General features: G+C 72.7%; 14 protein-coding genes. 6 read left to right on the forward strand and 8 right to left on the reverse strand.

Annotated features, from left to right (window positions below):
• Window positions 1-71: 71 nt before the first annotated feature.
• Window positions 72-653, reverse strand: a complete 582-nt coding sequence (locus ACGFI9_RS03035; RefSeq protein ID WP_393174253.1) for a type 1 glutamine amidotransferase domain-containing protein — start codon at window positions 651-653, stop codon at window positions 72-74.
• A gap of 218 nt (window positions 654-871) precedes the next feature.
• On the opposite strand from ACGFI9_RS03035, the gene ACGFI9_RS03040 reads away from it, so the two are divergent.
• Together ACGFI9_RS03040 and ACGFI9_RS03045 are read left to right on the forward strand one after the other, a co-directional pair.
• Window positions 872-1,849 (forward strand): SRPBCC family protein, encoded by a 978-nt coding sequence (locus tag ACGFI9_RS03040; RefSeq protein ID WP_393174255.1) that lies wholly within the window; start codon window positions 872-874, stop codon window positions 1,847-1,849.
• A gap of 10 nt (window positions 1,850-1,859) precedes the next feature.
• The gene (locus ACGFI9_RS03045; RefSeq protein WP_393174257.1) at window positions 1,860-3,035 is read left to right on the forward strand and encodes a zinc-dependent alcohol dehydrogenase; all 1,176 of its coding nucleotides are present in this window, start codon (window positions 1,860-1,862) and stop codon (window positions 3,033-3,035) included.
• Between the two features lie 67 nt (window positions 3,036-3,102).
• Here the strand turns inward: ACGFI9_RS03045 and ACGFI9_RS03050 are convergent, their stop codons facing one another.
• From ACGFI9_RS03050 to ACGFI9_RS03060, 3 genes are all read right to left on the reverse strand, one after another.
• Window positions 3,103-4,326, reverse strand: a complete 1,224-nt coding sequence (locus tag ACGFI9_RS03050) for an Ig-like domain-containing protein (RefSeq protein WP_393174259.1) — start codon at window positions 4,324-4,326, stop codon at window positions 3,103-3,105.
• Between the two features lie 100 nt (window positions 4,327-4,426).
• Window positions 4,427-5,662: a low temperature requirement protein A gene (locus tag ACGFI9_RS03055; RefSeq protein WP_393174261.1), complete on the reverse strand. Its 1,236-nt coding sequence runs from the start codon at window positions 5,660-5,662 to the stop codon at window positions 4,427-4,429.
• A 213-nt stretch (window positions 5,663-5,875) separates the two neighbouring features.
• Window positions 5,876-6,406: an adenylate kinase gene (locus ACGFI9_RS03060; protein ID WP_393174263.1), complete on the reverse strand. Its 531-nt coding sequence runs from the start codon at window positions 6,404-6,406 to the stop codon at window positions 5,876-5,878.
• A 96-nt stretch (window positions 6,407-6,502) separates the two neighbouring features.
• On the opposite strand from ACGFI9_RS03060, the gene ACGFI9_RS03065 reads away from it, so the two are divergent.
• The 4 genes from ACGFI9_RS03065 (at window position 6,503) to ACGFI9_RS03080 (ending at window position 10,256) form a co-directional block, all read left to right on the forward strand.
• Window positions 6,503-7,816, forward strand: coding sequence for an aminotransferase class V-fold PLP-dependent enzyme (locus ACGFI9_RS03065; protein ID WP_393174265.1), 1,314 nt, complete (start codon window positions 6,503-6,505; stop codon window positions 7,814-7,816).
• A 60-nt stretch (window positions 7,817-7,876) separates the two neighbouring features.
• The gene (locus tag ACGFI9_RS03070; RefSeq protein WP_393174267.1) at window positions 7,877-8,776 is read left to right on the forward strand and encodes a GNAT family N-acetyltransferase; all 900 of its coding nucleotides are present in this window, start codon (window positions 7,877-7,879) and stop codon (window positions 8,774-8,776) included.
• Between the two features lie 143 nt (window positions 8,777-8,919).
• Entirely contained in the window at window positions 8,920-9,393 is a 474-nt protein-coding gene (locus tag ACGFI9_RS03075) for a hypothetical protein (RefSeq protein ID WP_393174269.1), read from the forward strand.
• A 35-nt stretch (window positions 9,394-9,428) separates the two neighbouring features.
• Window positions 9,429-10,256: a DUF72 domain-containing protein gene (locus tag ACGFI9_RS03080; RefSeq protein WP_393175217.1), complete on the forward strand. Its 828-nt coding sequence runs from the start codon at window positions 9,429-9,431 to the stop codon at window positions 10,254-10,256.
• Window positions 10,257-10,350: 94 nt separating this feature from the next.
• Here ACGFI9_RS03080 and ACGFI9_RS03085 read toward each other — a convergent pair whose 3' ends face one another.
• From ACGFI9_RS03085 to ACGFI9_RS03100, 4 genes are read right to left on the reverse strand one after another with little or no spacing between them, the layout of a single operon-like run.
• Window positions 10,351-12,675, reverse strand: coding sequence for a glycoside hydrolase family 3 N-terminal domain-containing protein (locus ACGFI9_RS03085; RefSeq protein ID WP_393174271.1), 2,325 nt, complete (start codon window positions 12,673-12,675; stop codon window positions 10,351-10,353).
• Window positions 12,676-12,714: 39 nt separating this feature from the next.
• Window positions 12,715-13,581, reverse strand: coding sequence for a carbohydrate ABC transporter permease (locus ACGFI9_RS03090; RefSeq protein WP_393175219.1), 867 nt, complete (start codon window positions 13,579-13,581; stop codon window positions 12,715-12,717).
• Window positions 13,578-14,576, reverse strand: a complete 999-nt coding sequence (locus ACGFI9_RS03095; RefSeq protein WP_393174273.1) for a carbohydrate ABC transporter permease — start codon at window positions 14,574-14,576, stop codon at window positions 13,578-13,580. Before ACGFI9_RS03095 ends, ACGFI9_RS03090 begins: the two co-directional genes overlap by 4 nt.
• Complete coding sequence (locus ACGFI9_RS03100; protein WP_393174275.1) at window positions 14,573-15,883, reverse strand: ABC transporter substrate-binding protein; 1,311 nt, start codon at window positions 15,881-15,883, stop codon at window positions 14,573-14,575. The genes ACGFI9_RS03095 and ACGFI9_RS03100 overlap by 4 nt, the downstream gene beginning before the upstream one ends.
• Between the last annotated feature and the right edge of the window lie 6 nt (window positions 15,884-15,889).

Raw genomic sequence — 15,889 nt, forward strand, 5'->3', positions numbered from 1 at the left:
CCTGCCTTCCCGCTGGCGGCGGTTCCACACCAGCACGGGGGCGGCCGGACGGGCTCGGCCGGGGCGCCGGGTCAGGCGGTGGCCAGCCGCCGTTCGTGCCGGCCCTCGGCGAACTCCTCCACCATCTTGTCGCAGAACGCCGGCAGGTCACGGGGGCGGCGGCTGGTGACCAGGCCGTTGTCGACCACCACCTGCTCGTCGACCCAGGTCCCGCCCGCGTTGGTGATGTCGGTGCGCAGGCTGGGGTAGGAGGTGACCCGGCGCCCCCGGACGATGCCCGTCTCGACCAGCGACCACGGGCCGTGGCAGATCGCCGCCACCGGCTTGTCCTGCTGGAAGAAGGCCCGGACGAAGTCCATCGCCGCCGGGTTCATCCGCAGCCGGTCCGGGTTGACCGTGCCGCCCGGCAGCACCAGGGCGTCGTAGTCGGCGGCTTCCGCCTGGTCCACCGTACGGTCGACCCGGTGCCGGCCGGCCGGGTTGATGTCGTGGTTCATGGCCTGGATCTCGCCGGGGTCGAGCGAGATCAGGTGCACCTCGGCGCCCGCCTGCTCCGCGGCGGCCCGGGCCTGGCTGTACTCCACCTCCTCGACCCCGTGGGTGGCGAGGATCGCCACCCGCCTGCCCCGCAGTGACCGTCCGGTGTCACCCATGACGCGTACCCCCTTCGCGGCGTCGGCCCGTGCGGCGCGGCGCGATCCGCGCCGCCTTCCCGGCGTGGCTGCGGGCAAACGGGGGCGCCCGTGGGGCTGGTCGCGGTCTCGGGCGGCGGGTGTGGCGGCGCGAATTCCGGGAAAGGCACGCCGGCCGGTTCGGCGGCCCGGGCCCGCCGGGGCGGTCCCGCGATCACCGAATACACGGGGTGGAAGGCATGAGACGAGAGACGACCCTGGGGGTCCGTTCGGTGACGGACACCCTCGGCATCGAGCGGGCGACCTCGGACCGTGGCGCGGAAGGGCTGGCCCGCGTCCTCGGCTGGTTCAGCCTCGGCCTCGGGGTGACCGCCCTGGCGGCCGGGTCCCCGCTGAGCCGGCTGTGCGGGGTGGACGACTCGCGGACCGCGCGGACGGTCCTGCGCGCCGCCGGTGCCCGCGAGCTGGGCCACGCCGCCGCGCTGCTGGTCCCCCGTCGGGCCGGTCTGGGTGTCTGGACGCGGGTCGCGGGCGACGCGCTGGATCTGGCGGCGACCGGTCGGGCGTGGCGCAACCGCCGCGGTGACCGTCGGCGGCGCCTCGCGTACACCATGACCGCCCTGGCCGGGATCACCGCCGTCGACCTGTACGCCTCGGTGCGGGCCACCCGCAACCGGCGGCCCACCGACGCCGGCCACGCGTACGGGTCGGTGACGGTCAACCGCCCGCCGGCGGAGGCGTACGCCTTCTGGCACGACGTCGAGAACCTGCCGCGGTTCATGTACCACCTCCAGTCGGTGCGGTCGACAAGCGACCGGCGCTCCCGGTGGACCGCGAAGGGGCCGGCCCGGCGGAGCGTGCAGTGGGAGGCCGAGGTCCTCGAGGACCGACCGAACCAGCTGATCCGGTGGCGCTCGGTCGACGGGGCGCGGGTGCCCAACTCCGGGACGGTCCGGTTCACCCCGGTCGCCGGTGGCCGGAGCACGGAGGTCCAGGTGGAGCTGGACTACCAGATCCCCGGCCGGCGGGTGGGCAGCCTGGTGGCGAAGGCGTTCGGCGAGAACCCGCAGCAGCAGATCTGCGACGACCTGCGCCGGTTCAAGCAGGTCATCGAGACCGGCGAGATCACCCGGTCCGACGGCACGCCGGAGGGCACCAGCGTCCAGACCCGGACGAAGCAGCGTCCCGCGCGGCCGCTGGCGACCCGGACCGCGTGAGGGAGGCGCCATGAAGGCCAACTGCTGGCTCGCCCCGAACCAGGTGGCCGTCGAGGACGTACCGGATCCGCGGATCCTCAATCCGCGCGACGCGGTCGTCCGGGTGACCTCGTCGGCGATCTGCGGATCCGACCTGCACCTGCTCGACGGCTTCATCCCGGCCATGAAGCGCGGGGACGTCCTGGGCCACGAGTTCATGGGCGAGATCGTGGAACTCGGCCAGGGCGCACGGGACGGCCTGCGGGTCGGCGACCGGGTCGTGGTGGCCTTCCCGATCGCCTGCGGCGACTGCGCCTCCTGCCAGCGCGGTCTCTATTCGGTCTGCGAGAACTCCAACCCCAACGCCGCGATCGCGGAGCTGGCCATGGGCCACACCCCCGCCGGCATCTTCGGCTACTCGCACCTGATGGGCGGGTACGCCGGCGGCCAGGCGCAGTACGTGCGGGTGCCGTACGCCGACGTGGGGGCGCTCAAGATCGAGGACGACCTGCCGGACGAGCAGGTGCTGTTCCTGTCCGACGTGCTGCCGACCGGCTACATGGCCGCGGAGCTGTGCGACATCAAGCCGGGCGACGTGGTGGCGATCTGGGGCGCGGGGCCGGTGGGCCAGTTCGCCGCGGTCAGCGCCTACCTGCTCGGCGCCGAACAGGTCATCGTCATCGACCGGTTCCCGTACCGGCTCCGGCTGGCCCGGGACAAGGCCGGCGCGGAGACCATCAACTACGAGGAGAGCGACGTCCTGGACACGCTGCGGGAGATGACCGCCGGGCGCGGCCCGGACGCCTGCATCGACGCGGTCGGCATGGAGGGCCACCACGCGTCGGCCGCGCTGCACGCGTACGACCGGGCGAAGCAGGCGGTCAAGGCGGAGACCGACCGGCCGCACGCGCTCCGCGAGGCGATCCTGAGCTGCCGCAACGGCGGCACCATCTCGGCGATCGGGGCGTACGGCGGGTTCATCGACAAGTTCCCGATGGGCTCGTTCATGAACCGGTCACTGACCATGCGCTCCGGGCAGGCCCACGTGCAGCGCTACATGCGCCCGCTGCTGGACCGCATCCGCCGGGGCGAGATCGATCCGAGCTTCATCATCACCCACACCATGCGGCTGGAGGACGCGCCGCACGGCTACGACATCTTCAAGAACAAGCAGGACGACTGCCTGAAGGTGGTGCTGAAGGCGTAGGCCGACCGGCCGGAAACCGGCCGGGGCCGCCGTCACCCGACGGCGGCCCCGGCCCGCGACCCGGTGGTCACCACTTGTCCCACGGGATGGTCCAGTCGCCCACCCCGTCGGTGAGCGCCATCCGGCGCGGGGTGTTGCGCACGTCGACCACGTCGCCGAGCCGGAACGTGTCGTAGAACCAGCGGGCGTGGGCCGGCCCGACGTTGATGCAGCCGTGCGAGGTGTTCTGGTTGCCCTGCGCGCCGATGTTCCAGTCGGCCATGTGCACGAACTCGCCCGAGTAGGAGATCCGCAGGCAGAGCTTGATGACCTCGTCGTAGTAGTTGGGGTCCTCCGGGTCGGTGACCCCGTAGCTGGCCGAGGTCATCCGGTGCGAGGGCTCCCGGGTCATCACCACGTGCGGGCCGGAGCGGGTCCAGTAGCTGATCTCCTCGCCGTTCGCCCCGGTGGTGGTGCCGCCCTTGCCCATGCTGATCGGGATGTCCCGCACCATCCGGCCGTCGATGTAGACCTTCATCCGGTGGGTGTTGGCGTCGGCGATGGCGATGCGGGACGGGCCGATGGTGAAGTTCGTGCTGGCGTTCGCGCCGCCGTACACGCCCTTGCCGAGGTCACGGCCGAAAAGATTGATCTTCACAGAGATCTTCGTGCCCGGGGTCCAGTACTTCGCCGGCCGCCAGTGCGCGTTCTGGCTGTCGATCCAGCGCCACCGTCCCTCGACGGCGGGCGTGGTCTCCACCAGCATCTCCTGCTCCGCCTCGGCGCGGTTCCGGACCGGCCGGCTGAAGTTCACCATGACCGGCAGACCGACCCCGTACGTCCCGCCGTCCTTCAGGGCGGTCAGCTTGTTGGCCTGGAAGGTGACCGAGGCGACCCCGGACGGCTTGAGGGTCCGGAAGGTGCTCGTGTGCTCCGTCACCGTGCCGGCGGCGTCGGCCGCCGAGACGGTGACCGTGTACGTCTTGTTGTAGGCCAGCTTGCCGGTCGACCGCCAGGACCGGCCGTCGTCGTCCAGCTTGCCGGCGATGGACTTGCTGCCGGTGGTCACCGTGACGTCCTTGAGCGTGCCGGCCTCCACCGCCACCACGACCGGGTCGAGCGGCGACACCTTGGTGGCGTCGGCGGCCGGCGTGACGGTCACCTGCACGGCGCCGGCGGGGGCACCGGTCGCGGCGGCCTGACCGGGCTCTGTCCACGTCGTGGCGGACGACGCACCCCGGCTGCACCCTGCGGTCACCACGCCGGCCGTGACACCCAGACCGGTGGCGATCAACTTTCGACGACTGATCATCGCGTTCCTCTCCGAGCGGGAGAGTACTTGCCGGCGGCGCCACAGGGGAGCCCGGTGTTGCCTCCATGACGGTTGATCGGGAATCCGACCGCGGCATCTGTCACGGACGCCCGGGATGCCCGTCTGTCCGGCGCGCCCGGCCGACCCGTTCGGCGAGCACCCCGGCGAGCAGGAGGGCGGCGAGCACGCCGAGCGCCGCGGCCGGCGGGAGCACCCGCCCGAGCGGCAGCAGGAGCAGCACCAGCACGGCGACCGCCACCTGGTCCAGCCGGACCGGCTGTCCGGAGAGCCGGCGGAACAGCAGCCGGCCGGCCAGGTAGAGCGCGGCACCGCCGTACAGGGCGATGGTGGCGGACCAGGTCAGCGTCCGCGCACCGCCGTGGTCGCCCCGGTGCGCCTCGGTGACGTGGGCGAGCACCTGCTCGATGCCGACCGCGAGGTAGATCACCCCGATGATCAGCAACAGGTGGGTCTGGCTGTAGGCGTCGGCGGCGACCCGGTCGCGCCGCTCCCCTGCCACCTCGGTCAGGGTACGGGCGGCGGTGCGCGCGCCGCGCTCGAAGTACAGCCACCACAGGCAGACGGCCACGACCAGGCCGAGCAGCGCCACGCCGAGGACCGGTGGCGCGGTCACCGCCGACGCGGCGCCCACCCCGGCGGCGCTGAGCGACTCACCGAGCGCGATGATCAGCACCAGCCCGTGCCGCTCGGTGAAGTGGCTCGGGCTGCGCACCGGCCAGGTGCCGCGCGACGCGTACGAGAGGCGTTGGCCGCCGCTCTCGATCACGAAGGCCAGCACCCAGAGCACGGCGTGCGCGACCCCGCTGGTCAACGCGCCGAGCACGAGCAGCAGCCAGCCGGCGGCACTGACCGCCGCGAAGAACCGGATCCGGGCCCGGAGCCCGGGCACGCTCGCCGCCGCCCAGTGGTACAGCCCCAGATGGACCATGCGCAGCAGCACGTAGGCCAGCGCGACCAGCAGTGGCCCGTCCAGACCCGGACCGGGCGACCAGGCCTGGGGCATGGCCAGCGCCGCGACGAAGAGCGCCGCCATGGCCACCAGGAAACCGGCGCGGACCAGGCCGACGTCCGCCCGCGTCTGGTTGCCCAACCAGGCGTACGACGACCAGGCCACCCAGAGCAGCACGAGCAGGAGCAGCCCCTGCGCCATGGTCACCGGGGCCGGCGCCCGCCCGATCAACGCCATGATCCGGGTGATCGCGAACACGAAGACCACGTCGAAGAAGATCTCGAACGGCGTGACCGGACGGTCGCGGGGCGCCGGCTCCGGGGGGCGCGGCCAGGCCAGCCCGTGCCCCGCGCGGTCGCGCCCCATCTCGCCGCCCCTCCGACGCCCGGCCGATCGTCCCTGCCGACGTTAGGTCCCGCCGCGAGGGCCGAGCCGCGGATTCACCGAACCGAACGGCGGCCTACGGGGCGAGCACCACCACCGGCGACCAGGCAGCCCCGCGCCGACCGCCCGGCCGGCGGGCCTGCCGGGCCGGCTCCGGATCGCCGATCCCACGGCGGGGGCGCCGGGCCGCTGCCCTCACCGCCGGGGCAGGGCGTCCAGCCAGCGGTCGAGGGCGGCCGGGGAGCGGAACAGCAGCACCGGCGGCCCGGACGGGTCCGCCTGCCAGGCCCGCATCCGCCGCCGGGCCCGGCCGAACGCGGCGATGTGCCAGAGCAGGATCGAGTCCCGGGACAGCACGCTGCCGAGCGACTCCCGGTTGCCGTTGCAGATCTCCTCCCGGGTCACCAACCGGCGCAGGGTGCGGCGCAGCAGCCGCCAGAACGAGCGCCAGCGCGGGTAGTCCAGGCCGACCACCAGGTCGGCGCGGGCCAGCGGCACGTCCCGCCAGCCGTGGTACGCCCCGTCGAGGATCCAGCGGTCCCGCCGGCAGATCGCCTCGATCCGGCTGCGCTGACGGGGCACCGGCACCTCGACCCAGCCGGGCTGCCAGAGCAGGTCGTCGACCGGGTACCACGGCAGCCCGAGGCGTTCGGCCAGCCCTGCCGCGAGGGTGGACTTGCCGGCGCCGTACACCCCGTAGACCAGGATGCGGGTCGGTGCGCTCACGGCGGCAGCGTACGTCGGGCACGCCATCCGGGCGCTCAGGCGGGGACGGGCCCGGCGGTGATCTGGACGTGACGTTCACGATGGACGATGGGTGGCATGCAGTTCACCCGACGGAGCCTGCTCGGTGTGACCGCGGCGGCCGGCGTGACCGGCCTGGCCACCGGCTGTGAGCCCGAGCGGCGGGATGCCGCGGGCGAGGTCACGGCCACCGGCGCGCCGGCCTTCGACCCGGCGAGCTGGGAGAGCGTGCAGGCCCAGTTCGCGCTCGACCGCAGCCGGGCACACCTGGCCACCTTCGTCTTCGCGGCGCATCCCGCGCCGGTACGCGCCGCCGTCGCCGCGTACCGGGACGGGCTCGACCGGGACGCGCTGGGCTACCTGGGCACCAACGAGGAACAGCTGGACAAGGGCGTGCTCACCGCGGCCGCCGGCCACCTCGACACCCGACCCGACCAGATCGCCCTGACCGACTCGACCACGATGGGCCTCGGCCTGCTCTACACGGCGGTACGGCTGGGCCCCGGTGAGGAGGTGCTGACCACCGAGCACGACTTCTACGCCACCCACGAGTCGTTGCGGCTGCGGGCCGAGCGGGACGGGGTGACGGTCCGCCGGGTGCGCCTCTACCTGGACCCGGCGGTGACCACCGTCGACGAGATCGTCGGCAACCTCGCGGCGGCGGTCACCTCCCGTACCCGGGTGGTCGCGCTCACCTGGGTGCACTCCAGCACCGGGGTGAAGCTGCCGGTCCGGCAGCTCGCCGAGGCGGTGCGGGCGCGCAGTCCGCAGGCCCTGGTCTGCGTCGACGGGGTGCACGGCTTCGGCGCCGAGGCGGTGACCCCGGCGCAGCTCGGCTGCGACGTCCTGGTCTCCGGCTGCCACAAGTGGCTGCTCGGGCCGCGCGGCACCGGCCTGGTCTGGGGCAGCGCGCTGGCGTGGGACCGGATGACGCCGGTGATCCCCTCCTTCGACCGGCGCAGCATCGGCGCGTGGCTGTACGGCGGCGCGGGCGGGCGGTCGACGCCCGGCGGTCCGGCGCACACGCCGGGCGGCTACCACTCCTTCGAGCACCGGTGGGCGCTGGCCGCGGCGTTCGAGTTCCACCGGCGGATCGGTCCGGAGCGGGTCGCCGCGCGGACCCGCGAACTGGCCGACCGGCTCAAGGACGGGCTGGCCGGCATCCGCGGGATACGGATGGTCACCCCGCGCTCGGCCGAGCTCTCCGCCGGCATCGTCTGCTGCGACGTGACCGACGTGCCGGTGGGCGAGGCGGTGGGCCGGCTGGCGGCCGCCGGCGTGATCGCCAGCAGCACCCCGTACAACCCGTCGTACCTGCGGTTCGGCGCGACCATCGCGAACAGCGAGGCCGAGGTGGACGCGGCGCTGCGGGCGGTACGCGGGTTGGTCTGAGCGCCGGGGACGCCGAAATCCCGGTGCGGCTACCTTGTCCCGCCGGTTACGTTCCGGCCCATGAGCACCCAGCCGCGCCTGCACTTCTACCGGGATCCCGGCGAGTTCCTCGCCGCTGCCGGTGACCACCTGGCCGCCGACCCGGTGGTCAGCACGGTGGTGACCACCATCGCGCACCGGCTGTCGTCCCGGCAGGCGGATGGGATCGCGCTGCCCGACCGCGACTGGTGGCTGGTGGTCCGGGACGCCGGCGGCAGCGTGGTCGGCGCCGGGATGCGGGCCGCGCCGTTCGCGCCGTACCCGCCGTTCCTGCTGCCGATGCCGGACGAGGCGGCGGTGGCGCTGGCCGCCGCGTTGCACGAGCGCGGCGAGGAGGTGCGCGCGGTCAACGGCGCCCTCCCGGCCGCCGAGCGGTGCGCCGCCGAGCTGGCCCGGCTGGGCGGCGGCCGGGTCCAGGTCGGCCAGCACACCCGGTTGCACGAGCTCGGCGAGCTGGTCCCGCCGGCCCCGGCGCCCGGCCGCCTGCAGGTCGCCACCGAGGACGACCTGGAGTTGGTGACCGATTGGTTCGGCGCGTTCATGGGCGACGCCGACGAGCAGGCGGGCCGTCCGCGCGGCGCGAGCGCGCACGAGGTGCCGGACCGGGCGGAGCTGCTGCTGCGGCTCCGCGCCGGACGGCTGTGGTTCTGGGTGGACGAGGCCGGGCAGCGGGTGCACCTCACCGGCGCCAACCCACCGTCGTTCGGGGTCGCGCGGGTGGGCCCGGTGTACACGCCGCCGGCCCAGCGCGGGCGCGGCTGGGCCAGCAACGCGGTCGCCGAGGTGTCCCGGCTGATCCGGGCCGAGGGCGCGCGGGTGTGCCTCTACACCGACCAGGCGAACCCGACCTCGAACAAGATCTACGCGGCGCTCGGCTTCCGGCCGGTCGTCGACATGGCCAACCTGGTGATCGTCCGCTGATCCCCGCTCCCCGGTCGGGGACGCGGGACGCGAAACGCGGGGCGCGGGCGCTCGGGGAGGGCGGCAGGAAAAGCGGGCGGAACTTCTCCTTGATCATCTGGTAGCTTGCGGCGGCGAACGCGACGGCACACGGGGGAGGAACCATGCGGTCGACTCGGCTTGGACTGGTCAGTCCGGTCATGCTGGCGCTGGTCGTCATGGCGGGTTGCGACGACGGCGGCGGCGCTCCGGCGGCCGATCGCACGCCGTCGGGCGGCGCGGCGGCGGCCACGGCGCAGCCGTCCGCCACGGGGGCGACCATGAGCGACGCCACGAAGACCGCCTGCACCACGATCAGCAAGGACATCGATGCCGCCCTGGCGAAGGTCGCCACAGCGGAGAAGATCGGGCCGCCGGCCGGCCACCTGGCGGTCAGCGCGCAGTTCTCCGCCGGCGCCGCCGGGCTCTACGCGCACACCTTCACCGACAGCACCGCGGTCAACGACGCCGCGAAGCAGGTCGCGACCGCCATGTCGGACCTTGCCGACGCGTACGCGAAGGACCCGAAGGCGAAGCCGGGCCGGGCGGCCCTGGACGGCGCGGTGACGCAGCTGAAGACGGCCTGCGCGGCCGGCTGAGGGAGGGTCGGATGCGCCTGCACGTCGGGTGCGCCATGTGGACGCACAAGTCCTGGCCGGGACGCTTCCTGGCGCACCCGTTGCCGGCGCACGAGCGGCTACGGGCCTACGCGGGCTGGTGCACCGCGGTGGAGGGGAACACCACCTTCTACGCGACGCCGTCGCGGGAGACGGTGGCGTCGTGGGCCCGGCAGACCGACGTGGACTTCCGGTTCGTGCTCAAGCTGCCGAAGGCCGTCACGCACGTACGCCGGCTCACCGGCGCGGACGAGGAGCTGCGGGTCTTCCTGGACGCGATCGAGCCGCTCGGCCCGCGGGCCCACGCCCTCTGGATCCAGCTGCCGGGTTCGTTCGGCCCCGCCGACGTGCCCGCGCTCGCCCGCTTCCTGCGCGGGCTGCCCGCCGCCCACCGGTACGCCGTGGAGGTCCGCCACCCCGCGTTCTTCGAGGAGCCCCGGGCGGCGCGCACCCTGGAGGAGGCCCTGGCCACGGTCGGCGCGGAGTGGATTCCCTTCGACACCACCGCGTTCTTCCGCACTCCGCCGACCAGCGACGCGGAACGGGAGGCGTGGACCCGGAAGCCGCGCATCCCGCTGCGCACCCGCGCGCTGACCGACCGGCCGATCGTCCGGTACCTCGGCCGCGACGACCCCGCGCGCACCGTCGAAGGCTGGCGACCGTGGCTCGACGTGGTGACCGGCTGGCTGCGCGAGGGCCGCTCGCCGACGGTGTTCGTGCACACGCCGGACAACGCCGACGCGCCCGAACTCGCCCGCCGGTTCCACGACGAGGTCCGGACGCGGCTGCCCGAGGTCGAGCCGCTGCCCGAGCCGGCGCCGGTCGGGCCGGCCACGCTGTTCTGACCGCCGCCGGACACCGGTGGTCGACGCGGGTTCGCATGGCGGCGTCGGGGCGCCGGTCCGCCGGCCGTCCCACGGGACGACCGGCGGAGCGACCTCAGCTGATCTCGGTGATGGTCCAGCGCGGGGAGGCGTTGGTGACCGGGACGGTGTCACCGACCAGTGTGGTGAGCGCCTGCGTGTCCCGCTGGGTGCTCGTGCCGACCCAGAGTTCGACGTCACCGGGCTCGACGACCCGGGTGAGCGTGCGGTCGGAGAAGGCCAGGCGGGTGGTGGGGACGGTCAGCTCGACCGTGGCGGACTGGCCCGGCGCCAGGTGGACCCGCCGGTACCCGAGCAGCTGCGCCACCGGTCGGGTCACCGAGGCCACCAGGTCACGGCCGTAGAGCTGGACCACGTCGTCGCCGGCGAGCGCGCCGGTGTTCGTCACCCGCAGCGCGACGTGCAGCGCCCCGTCGGTCGGCACCGTGGCGGGCACGGTGAGGCCGGTGTGCGCGAACGTCGTGTAGGACAACCCGTGGCCGAACGGCGCCACGGGCGTCGCCGGCAGGTTGGTCACCTCACTGCCCGCACCGAGGGTGGGGTGCAGGTACGAGTACGGCTGCGCCCCGGCCGAGCCGGGCAGGCTGACCGGCAGCCTGCCCGACGGGTTGACCCGCCCGGAGAGCACGCCCGCGATCGCCCCGGCGCCCTCCTCACCGGGGAAGAACGCCTGCACCACCGCCGCGCATCGTGGCAGGGCCCAGCCGACCGCGTACGGCCGGCCCGTGACCAGCACGAGGACGACCGGCGTGCCGGTCGCCAGCACCGCCTCGACGAGCTCGCGCTGGACTCCGGGCAGCTCCAGGTCGTCGCGGTCGCAGCCTTCCCCGACCGTGCCGCGCCCGAAGAGGCCGGCGTGGTCACCGACGACCAGTACGGCGACGTCCGCGGCGGCCGCCGTGGCGACGGCCTCCTCGAAACCGGACCGGTCGTCGGTGTCCACGTCGCAGCCGCGCGCCCAGGTGACGTGATCGGCACCGAACTCGACGCGGATGGCGTCGAGCACCGTCGGCACCTCGAAGCCGGTCTCCACGCCGGGATGCTGGACGAGCACATGGTTGAGGAACGAGTAGCACCCGAAGAGCGCGCCCTGCCGGTCGGCGTTCGGGCCGATGACCGCCACCCGGCGACCCGCGGGCAGCGGCAACGCGTCCCGGTTGGCGACCAGGACGATCGACTCCTCGGCCAGGCGGCGGGCGATCGACCGGTGCTCCGGCGAGTCCAGGTCCACCGCCTGCGGCGGCTCGTCGGTGAAGGTCGCGTCGAGCAGCCCGAGGTCCCGCTTCTGGCGCAGCACCCGCAGCACCGCGCGATCGATGAGCGCCTCGTCGAGCTTGCCGGCCCGGACCGTCTCCCGCAGGGTCAGATAGGCATCGCCGGTCGGGAGCTCGACGTCGACCCCGGCGGTCAGCGCCTGCCCGGCCGCCTCCGCGTGGTCTGCCGCGACGTGGTGCAGCAGGTTCAGGAACGCGACACCGTAGTAGTCGGCCACCACCGTGCCGTCGAAGCCCCACCGGTCCCGCAGCACGCCGGTCAGCATCGTCGGATCGGCGGCCACGGGCACGCCGTCGATCTCGGCGTACGAGTGCATGACGCTGCGCGCGTCGCCGTCGAGGATCGCCATCTCGAACGGCAGGAGCAGCACGTCGGCGAGTTCCCGGGGACCGGCGTGCACCGGGCCGAAGTTGCGCCCGGCGCGCGACGCGGAGTAGCCGGCGAAGTGCTTCAGCGTGGCGTGCACCCCCTGCGACTGCAGGCCACGCACGTACGACGTGCCGATGGTGCCGACCAGGTACGGGTCCTCGGCGATGCACTCGTCGACCCGGCCCCAGCGCGGGTCCCGGATCACGTCGAGCACCGGCGCGAGCCCCTGGTGGATGCCCAGGGCCCGCATGGAGGCCCCGATCGCCGCGGCCATCTCGGTGACCAGCTCGGGATCGAACGCGGCGCCCCAGGCCAGCGGGGTGGGGAAGGTGGCGGCCTTCCACGCCGAGAGCCCGGTGAGGCACTCCTCGTGGACGATCGCGGGGATGCCGAGCCGGGTGCCGGTCACCAGGTCCCGCTGGAACTTCCAGAGCCAGGCCGCGCGCGCCGCGGCGTCGACCGGGCGGGTGCCGTAGGCCCGGGTGAGATGGCCCAGTCCGTGCCGGGCGAAGTCCTCGAGCTTGACGGCGTCGCCGAACTCGCCCTGCAGGGGTGCGACCGCCTCGCCGTCCTCCTTCTCCCAGAAGCCGACGAGCTGCGCGATCTTCTCCTCGATCGTCATCCGGCCGAGCAGTTCACGTACGCGCGCCTCACCGGCGTGCCCGTCCGGCCGGTCGTGGTCGGGAGTTGCCTGAGCCGGTGCCGGCCCGTCCACCACCGCGTGGACCTCTGTCATGTTGTGCCTTTCCATTGGTTGTGCTTGTACCGCTGCCGCTCAGCCCTTGACCGCACCCTGCAGGCCACCGACGATCTGCTTCTCGGCGAGCGTGAAGAAGAGCAGTGCTGGCAGCATCGCCAGCGACGTGAAGGCGAGGACGCCGGCGGTGTCGGTGGAGAACTGGCTCGAGAAGTTCTGCACGCCCAGCGGCAGGGTGTGCAGGCTGACGTCGCCGAGGACGAGCAACGGCAGGAGGAACGCGTTCCAGCTGGCCACGAAAGCCAGGACGCCGACGGTGACGAGCGCGGGCCGCGACAGCGGCAGCGCGATGCGCCAGAGGAAGCCGAGCCGGCTCGCGCCGTCGATCGCCGCCGCGTCCTCCAACTCGCGGGGGATGGCGGACAGGAAGGGCCGCAGGATCACGATCGTCAGCGGCAACTGGAAGGCGACCTGGGGGAGGATCACCGCGTAGTAGGAATTGATCAGGTCCAGATCACGCAGCATGAGGTAGAGCGGCAGGATCGCCGCTCCGGCCGGGAAGAGCAGGCCGAGGGTGAAGAAGGTGTAGAGCGCCTCGCGCCCCCGGAAGGCGTACCGGGCGAGCACGAACGCGGCGGCCATGCCGAGCACCACGACGCCGAGCGTGGTACCGAGGGCGATCACCCCGCTGTTGAACGCCTGCTGCCAGAAGTTGCTCTTCGTCAGCACCCGGGCGTAGTTGTCGAAGACCCACGGGTCGGGCAGGCCGGCCGGGTCGGCGACGATCTGCGGGGTGGTGCGGAAACCGCCGACGACCACATAGAGGATCGGGGCGATCGACACGGCCGCGACCGCGAGCGCCAGCGCGTACGTGAGCGGCGTGCCCCACGACACCGGGCGGCGCCCGGCGGTGGGGGGATGAACGGAGTTGGTGGCCACAGTCAGTTCGCCCTTCCGGTGATGGCGCCCTCGATGTCCCGGCGGAGGATGAAGCGCTGGAACACCAGCGCCGCGACGAACGAGATGACGAAGAGGATCACGGCCACCGCGTTGCCGTAGCCCCACAGCCGGGCGAAGAAGCCGTTGTCCACCATGTACGTCGCCATGGTGCCGGACGCCCCGAGGGACCGCACCGCGGGCACCGAGGTCACCCAGATCACGTCGAAGACCTGCAGCGAACCGATCATCGACAGGAACATCCAGATCCGGATCGTCGGGCCGAGCAGCGGCAGCGTGACGTGGCGCTGGGTCTGCCACCAGCTCGCGCCGTCGATCGCCGCGGCCTCGGTCAGCTCGTCGGGCACGTTCGACAGGCCGGCGAGCAGGAGGATGATGGCGAAGCCGACGTACTTCCAGGTGAGGACGAGCAGCATCGTCCAGATGACGATGTCGAGGTCGGCGAGCCACGCCTGCACCAGGCCGCCCATTCCGAGCGACCGCATCAGGGCGTCGACCGTGCCGCCGTCGGTCAGGATCAGCTTCCACATGATGCCGACGGTGACCTCAGCGAGCACGTACGGCACGAACACCAGCAGGCGGAACACGGCGCGCCCGCGGAAGCGGCGGTTGAGCAGCAGGGCGATGCCCAGGGCGAGGGGCCCCTGGATCAGCAGCGACCCGAAGACGATGATGGCGTTGTTGCGCAGCGCGTCGAGGAAGATCGGGTCCTGGAAGGCGAGGACGTAGTTCTTGAAGCCCACGTACTCGGTGGGTGGTCCGACCCCACGCCACCGGAACAGGCTGTAGTAGACCGCGAAGCCCATCGGCACCAGCACGAACATCACGTAGATGACGAGCGCCGGCGTGGTGAGCCCGATGATCTCGTACCACTTGCGGCGGGTTTCGGCCCGGCGGGACGATGCGCGTCCGGCGGGCCGGAGGCCCGCCGGCGGCGCGGAGACGCCGCCGGCGGGGAACCGGGTCTGGTCGGTGGAGGTCACTTGCTCGCGGCTGCCTTCATGGCCGAGACGACCTTCTCCGGCGTCCCGTTACCCGAGAAGATGGCGACGATCGCGTCGTTCATCGCGGTGCCGACGGTGCTGCCGTAGGCCGTGTCGAGCCAGAGCTGGACGTAGCTCGCCTCGGACGTGGCCTGCAGGATGGACTTCAGGGCGGGGTCCTGGACGCCGGCCTCGGCGCCCTTGGCGACGGGCAGGCCCTGGCCGGTCGCGGCGTAGCCCTTCTGCACCTCGGGGCTCGCAATGTACTTGAGGAACTCGACGCACTCGGCCGGGGCCTTCTTGGCGCAGGCGAAGCCGTCGCCGCCGCCGAGGGCCGCCTTGGGGTCACCGGCGGAACCGGCGATCGCCGGCACGGGGAACCAGCCGAGGAACTTGGCGAGCTTGGCCTTGTCCGTGGCGACGTTGTCCAGCGTGCCCCGGTTCCAGTCGCCCATCAGCTCCATCGCGGCCTTGCCGTTGGCGAGCAGGCCGTTCGCGCTGGTCGGGTCGTTCTGGCCCGGCGTGGCGATGAAGTTGTTCTGGAACGGCTTGGTGTCGATGAAGGTCTTCAGGTCCTGGCCGGCCTTCACGAAGCACGGATCGTCGAAGACCTTGTCGGTGGACGCCTTCTTGAGGGTGTCGACCGAGCAGGCGCGCAGCGCGAAGTTGTACCACCAGTGCGCGGCGGGCCACTTGTCGCCGGCGCCGAGGGCGATCGGGATGACGTTGATGGCCTTGAGCTTGGTGACCGCGGCGTTGAGTTCCTCGAAGGTGGTCGGCGGAGCCGTGATGCCCGCCTTCGCGAACATGTCCTTGTTGTACCAGATGCCCTCGATGCCCATCCGGAACGGCAGGCCGTACTGCTTGCCGTCCACCTGCCAGATCTCGGCGGCGCTGCCGATGTTGGCGACCTCCGTCTTGACCTGGTCGGTGATGTCCTTGAGGTAGTCGGCCTCCACCTGCTCGCGCATCTCGCCGCCGCCCCACGACATGAAGATGTCCGGCGGGTCGTTGCTCAGCAGCGCGGCGGGGATCCGGGTCCGCTGCAGCTGGTTGGTCTCGATCGCCTCGATCTCGATCTTGACGGTCGGGTGCAGCGCGGAGAAGTCCTTGGCGACCTTCTCCCAGTAGATCTTGCCGGGGCCGTCCTGCGGGGCGTTGTGCCACCAGGTCAGCGTGACCGGGTTCTTGTAGAGCTCACTCTGGGGAGCCGCCTCCTCCTCGCCGCCGCCGTTGCATCCGGCGACGACGAGAGCGCTGGTCATCAACAGTGCCAGGACGGCACCCGCACGGCGCTTCATCGCCATCGATGT

The sequence above is a fragment of the Micromonospora sp. NPDC048930 genome (assembly GCF_043197935.1).
Taxonomy (GTDB): Bacteria; Actinomycetota; Actinomycetes; order Mycobacteriales; family Micromonosporaceae; genus Micromonospora.

Bases quoted from the DNA above. Each gene is read 5' to 3' on its own strand.
- ACGFI9_RS03050 (WP_393174259.1), bottom strand. From the start codon at position 4,326: ATGATCAGTCGTCGAAAGTTGATCGCCACCGGTCTGGGTGTCACGGCC.
- ACGFI9_RS03065 (WP_393174265.1), top strand. From the start codon at position 6,503: ATGCAGTTCACCCGACGGAGCCTGCTCGGTGTGACCGCGGCGGCCGGC.
- ACGFI9_RS03070 (WP_393174267.1), top strand. From the start codon at position 7,877: ATGAGCACCCAGCCGCGCCTGCACTTCTACCGGGATCCCGGCGAGTTC.
- ACGFI9_RS03035 (WP_393174253.1), bottom strand. From the start codon at position 653: ATGGGTGACACCGGACGGTCACTGCGGGGCAGGCGGGTGGCGATCCTC.
- ACGFI9_RS03085 (WP_393174271.1), bottom strand. From the start codon at position 12,675: ATGACAGAGGTCCACGCGGTGGTGGACGGGCCGGCACCGGCTCAGGCA.
- ACGFI9_RS03055 (WP_393174261.1), bottom strand. From the start codon at position 5,662: ATGGGGCGCGACCGCGCGGGGCACGGGCTGGCCTGGCCGCGCCCCCCG.
- ACGFI9_RS03045 (WP_393174257.1), top strand. From the start codon at position 1,860: ATGAAGGCCAACTGCTGGCTCGCCCCGAACCAGGTGGCCGTCGAGGAC.
- ACGFI9_RS03080 (WP_393175217.1), top strand. From the start codon at position 9,429: ATGTGGACGCACAAGTCCTGGCCGGGACGCTTCCTGGCGCACCCGTTG.
- ACGFI9_RS03100 (WP_393174275.1), bottom strand. From the start codon at position 15,883: ATGGCGATGAAGCGCCGTGCGGGTGCCGTCCTGGCACTGTTGATGACC.
- ACGFI9_RS03040 (WP_393174255.1), top strand. From the start codon at position 872: ATGAGACGAGAGACGACCCTGGGGGTCCGTTCGGTGACGGACACCCTC.
- ACGFI9_RS03075 (WP_393174269.1), top strand. From the start codon at position 8,920: ATGCGGTCGACTCGGCTTGGACTGGTCAGTCCGGTCATGCTGGCGCTG.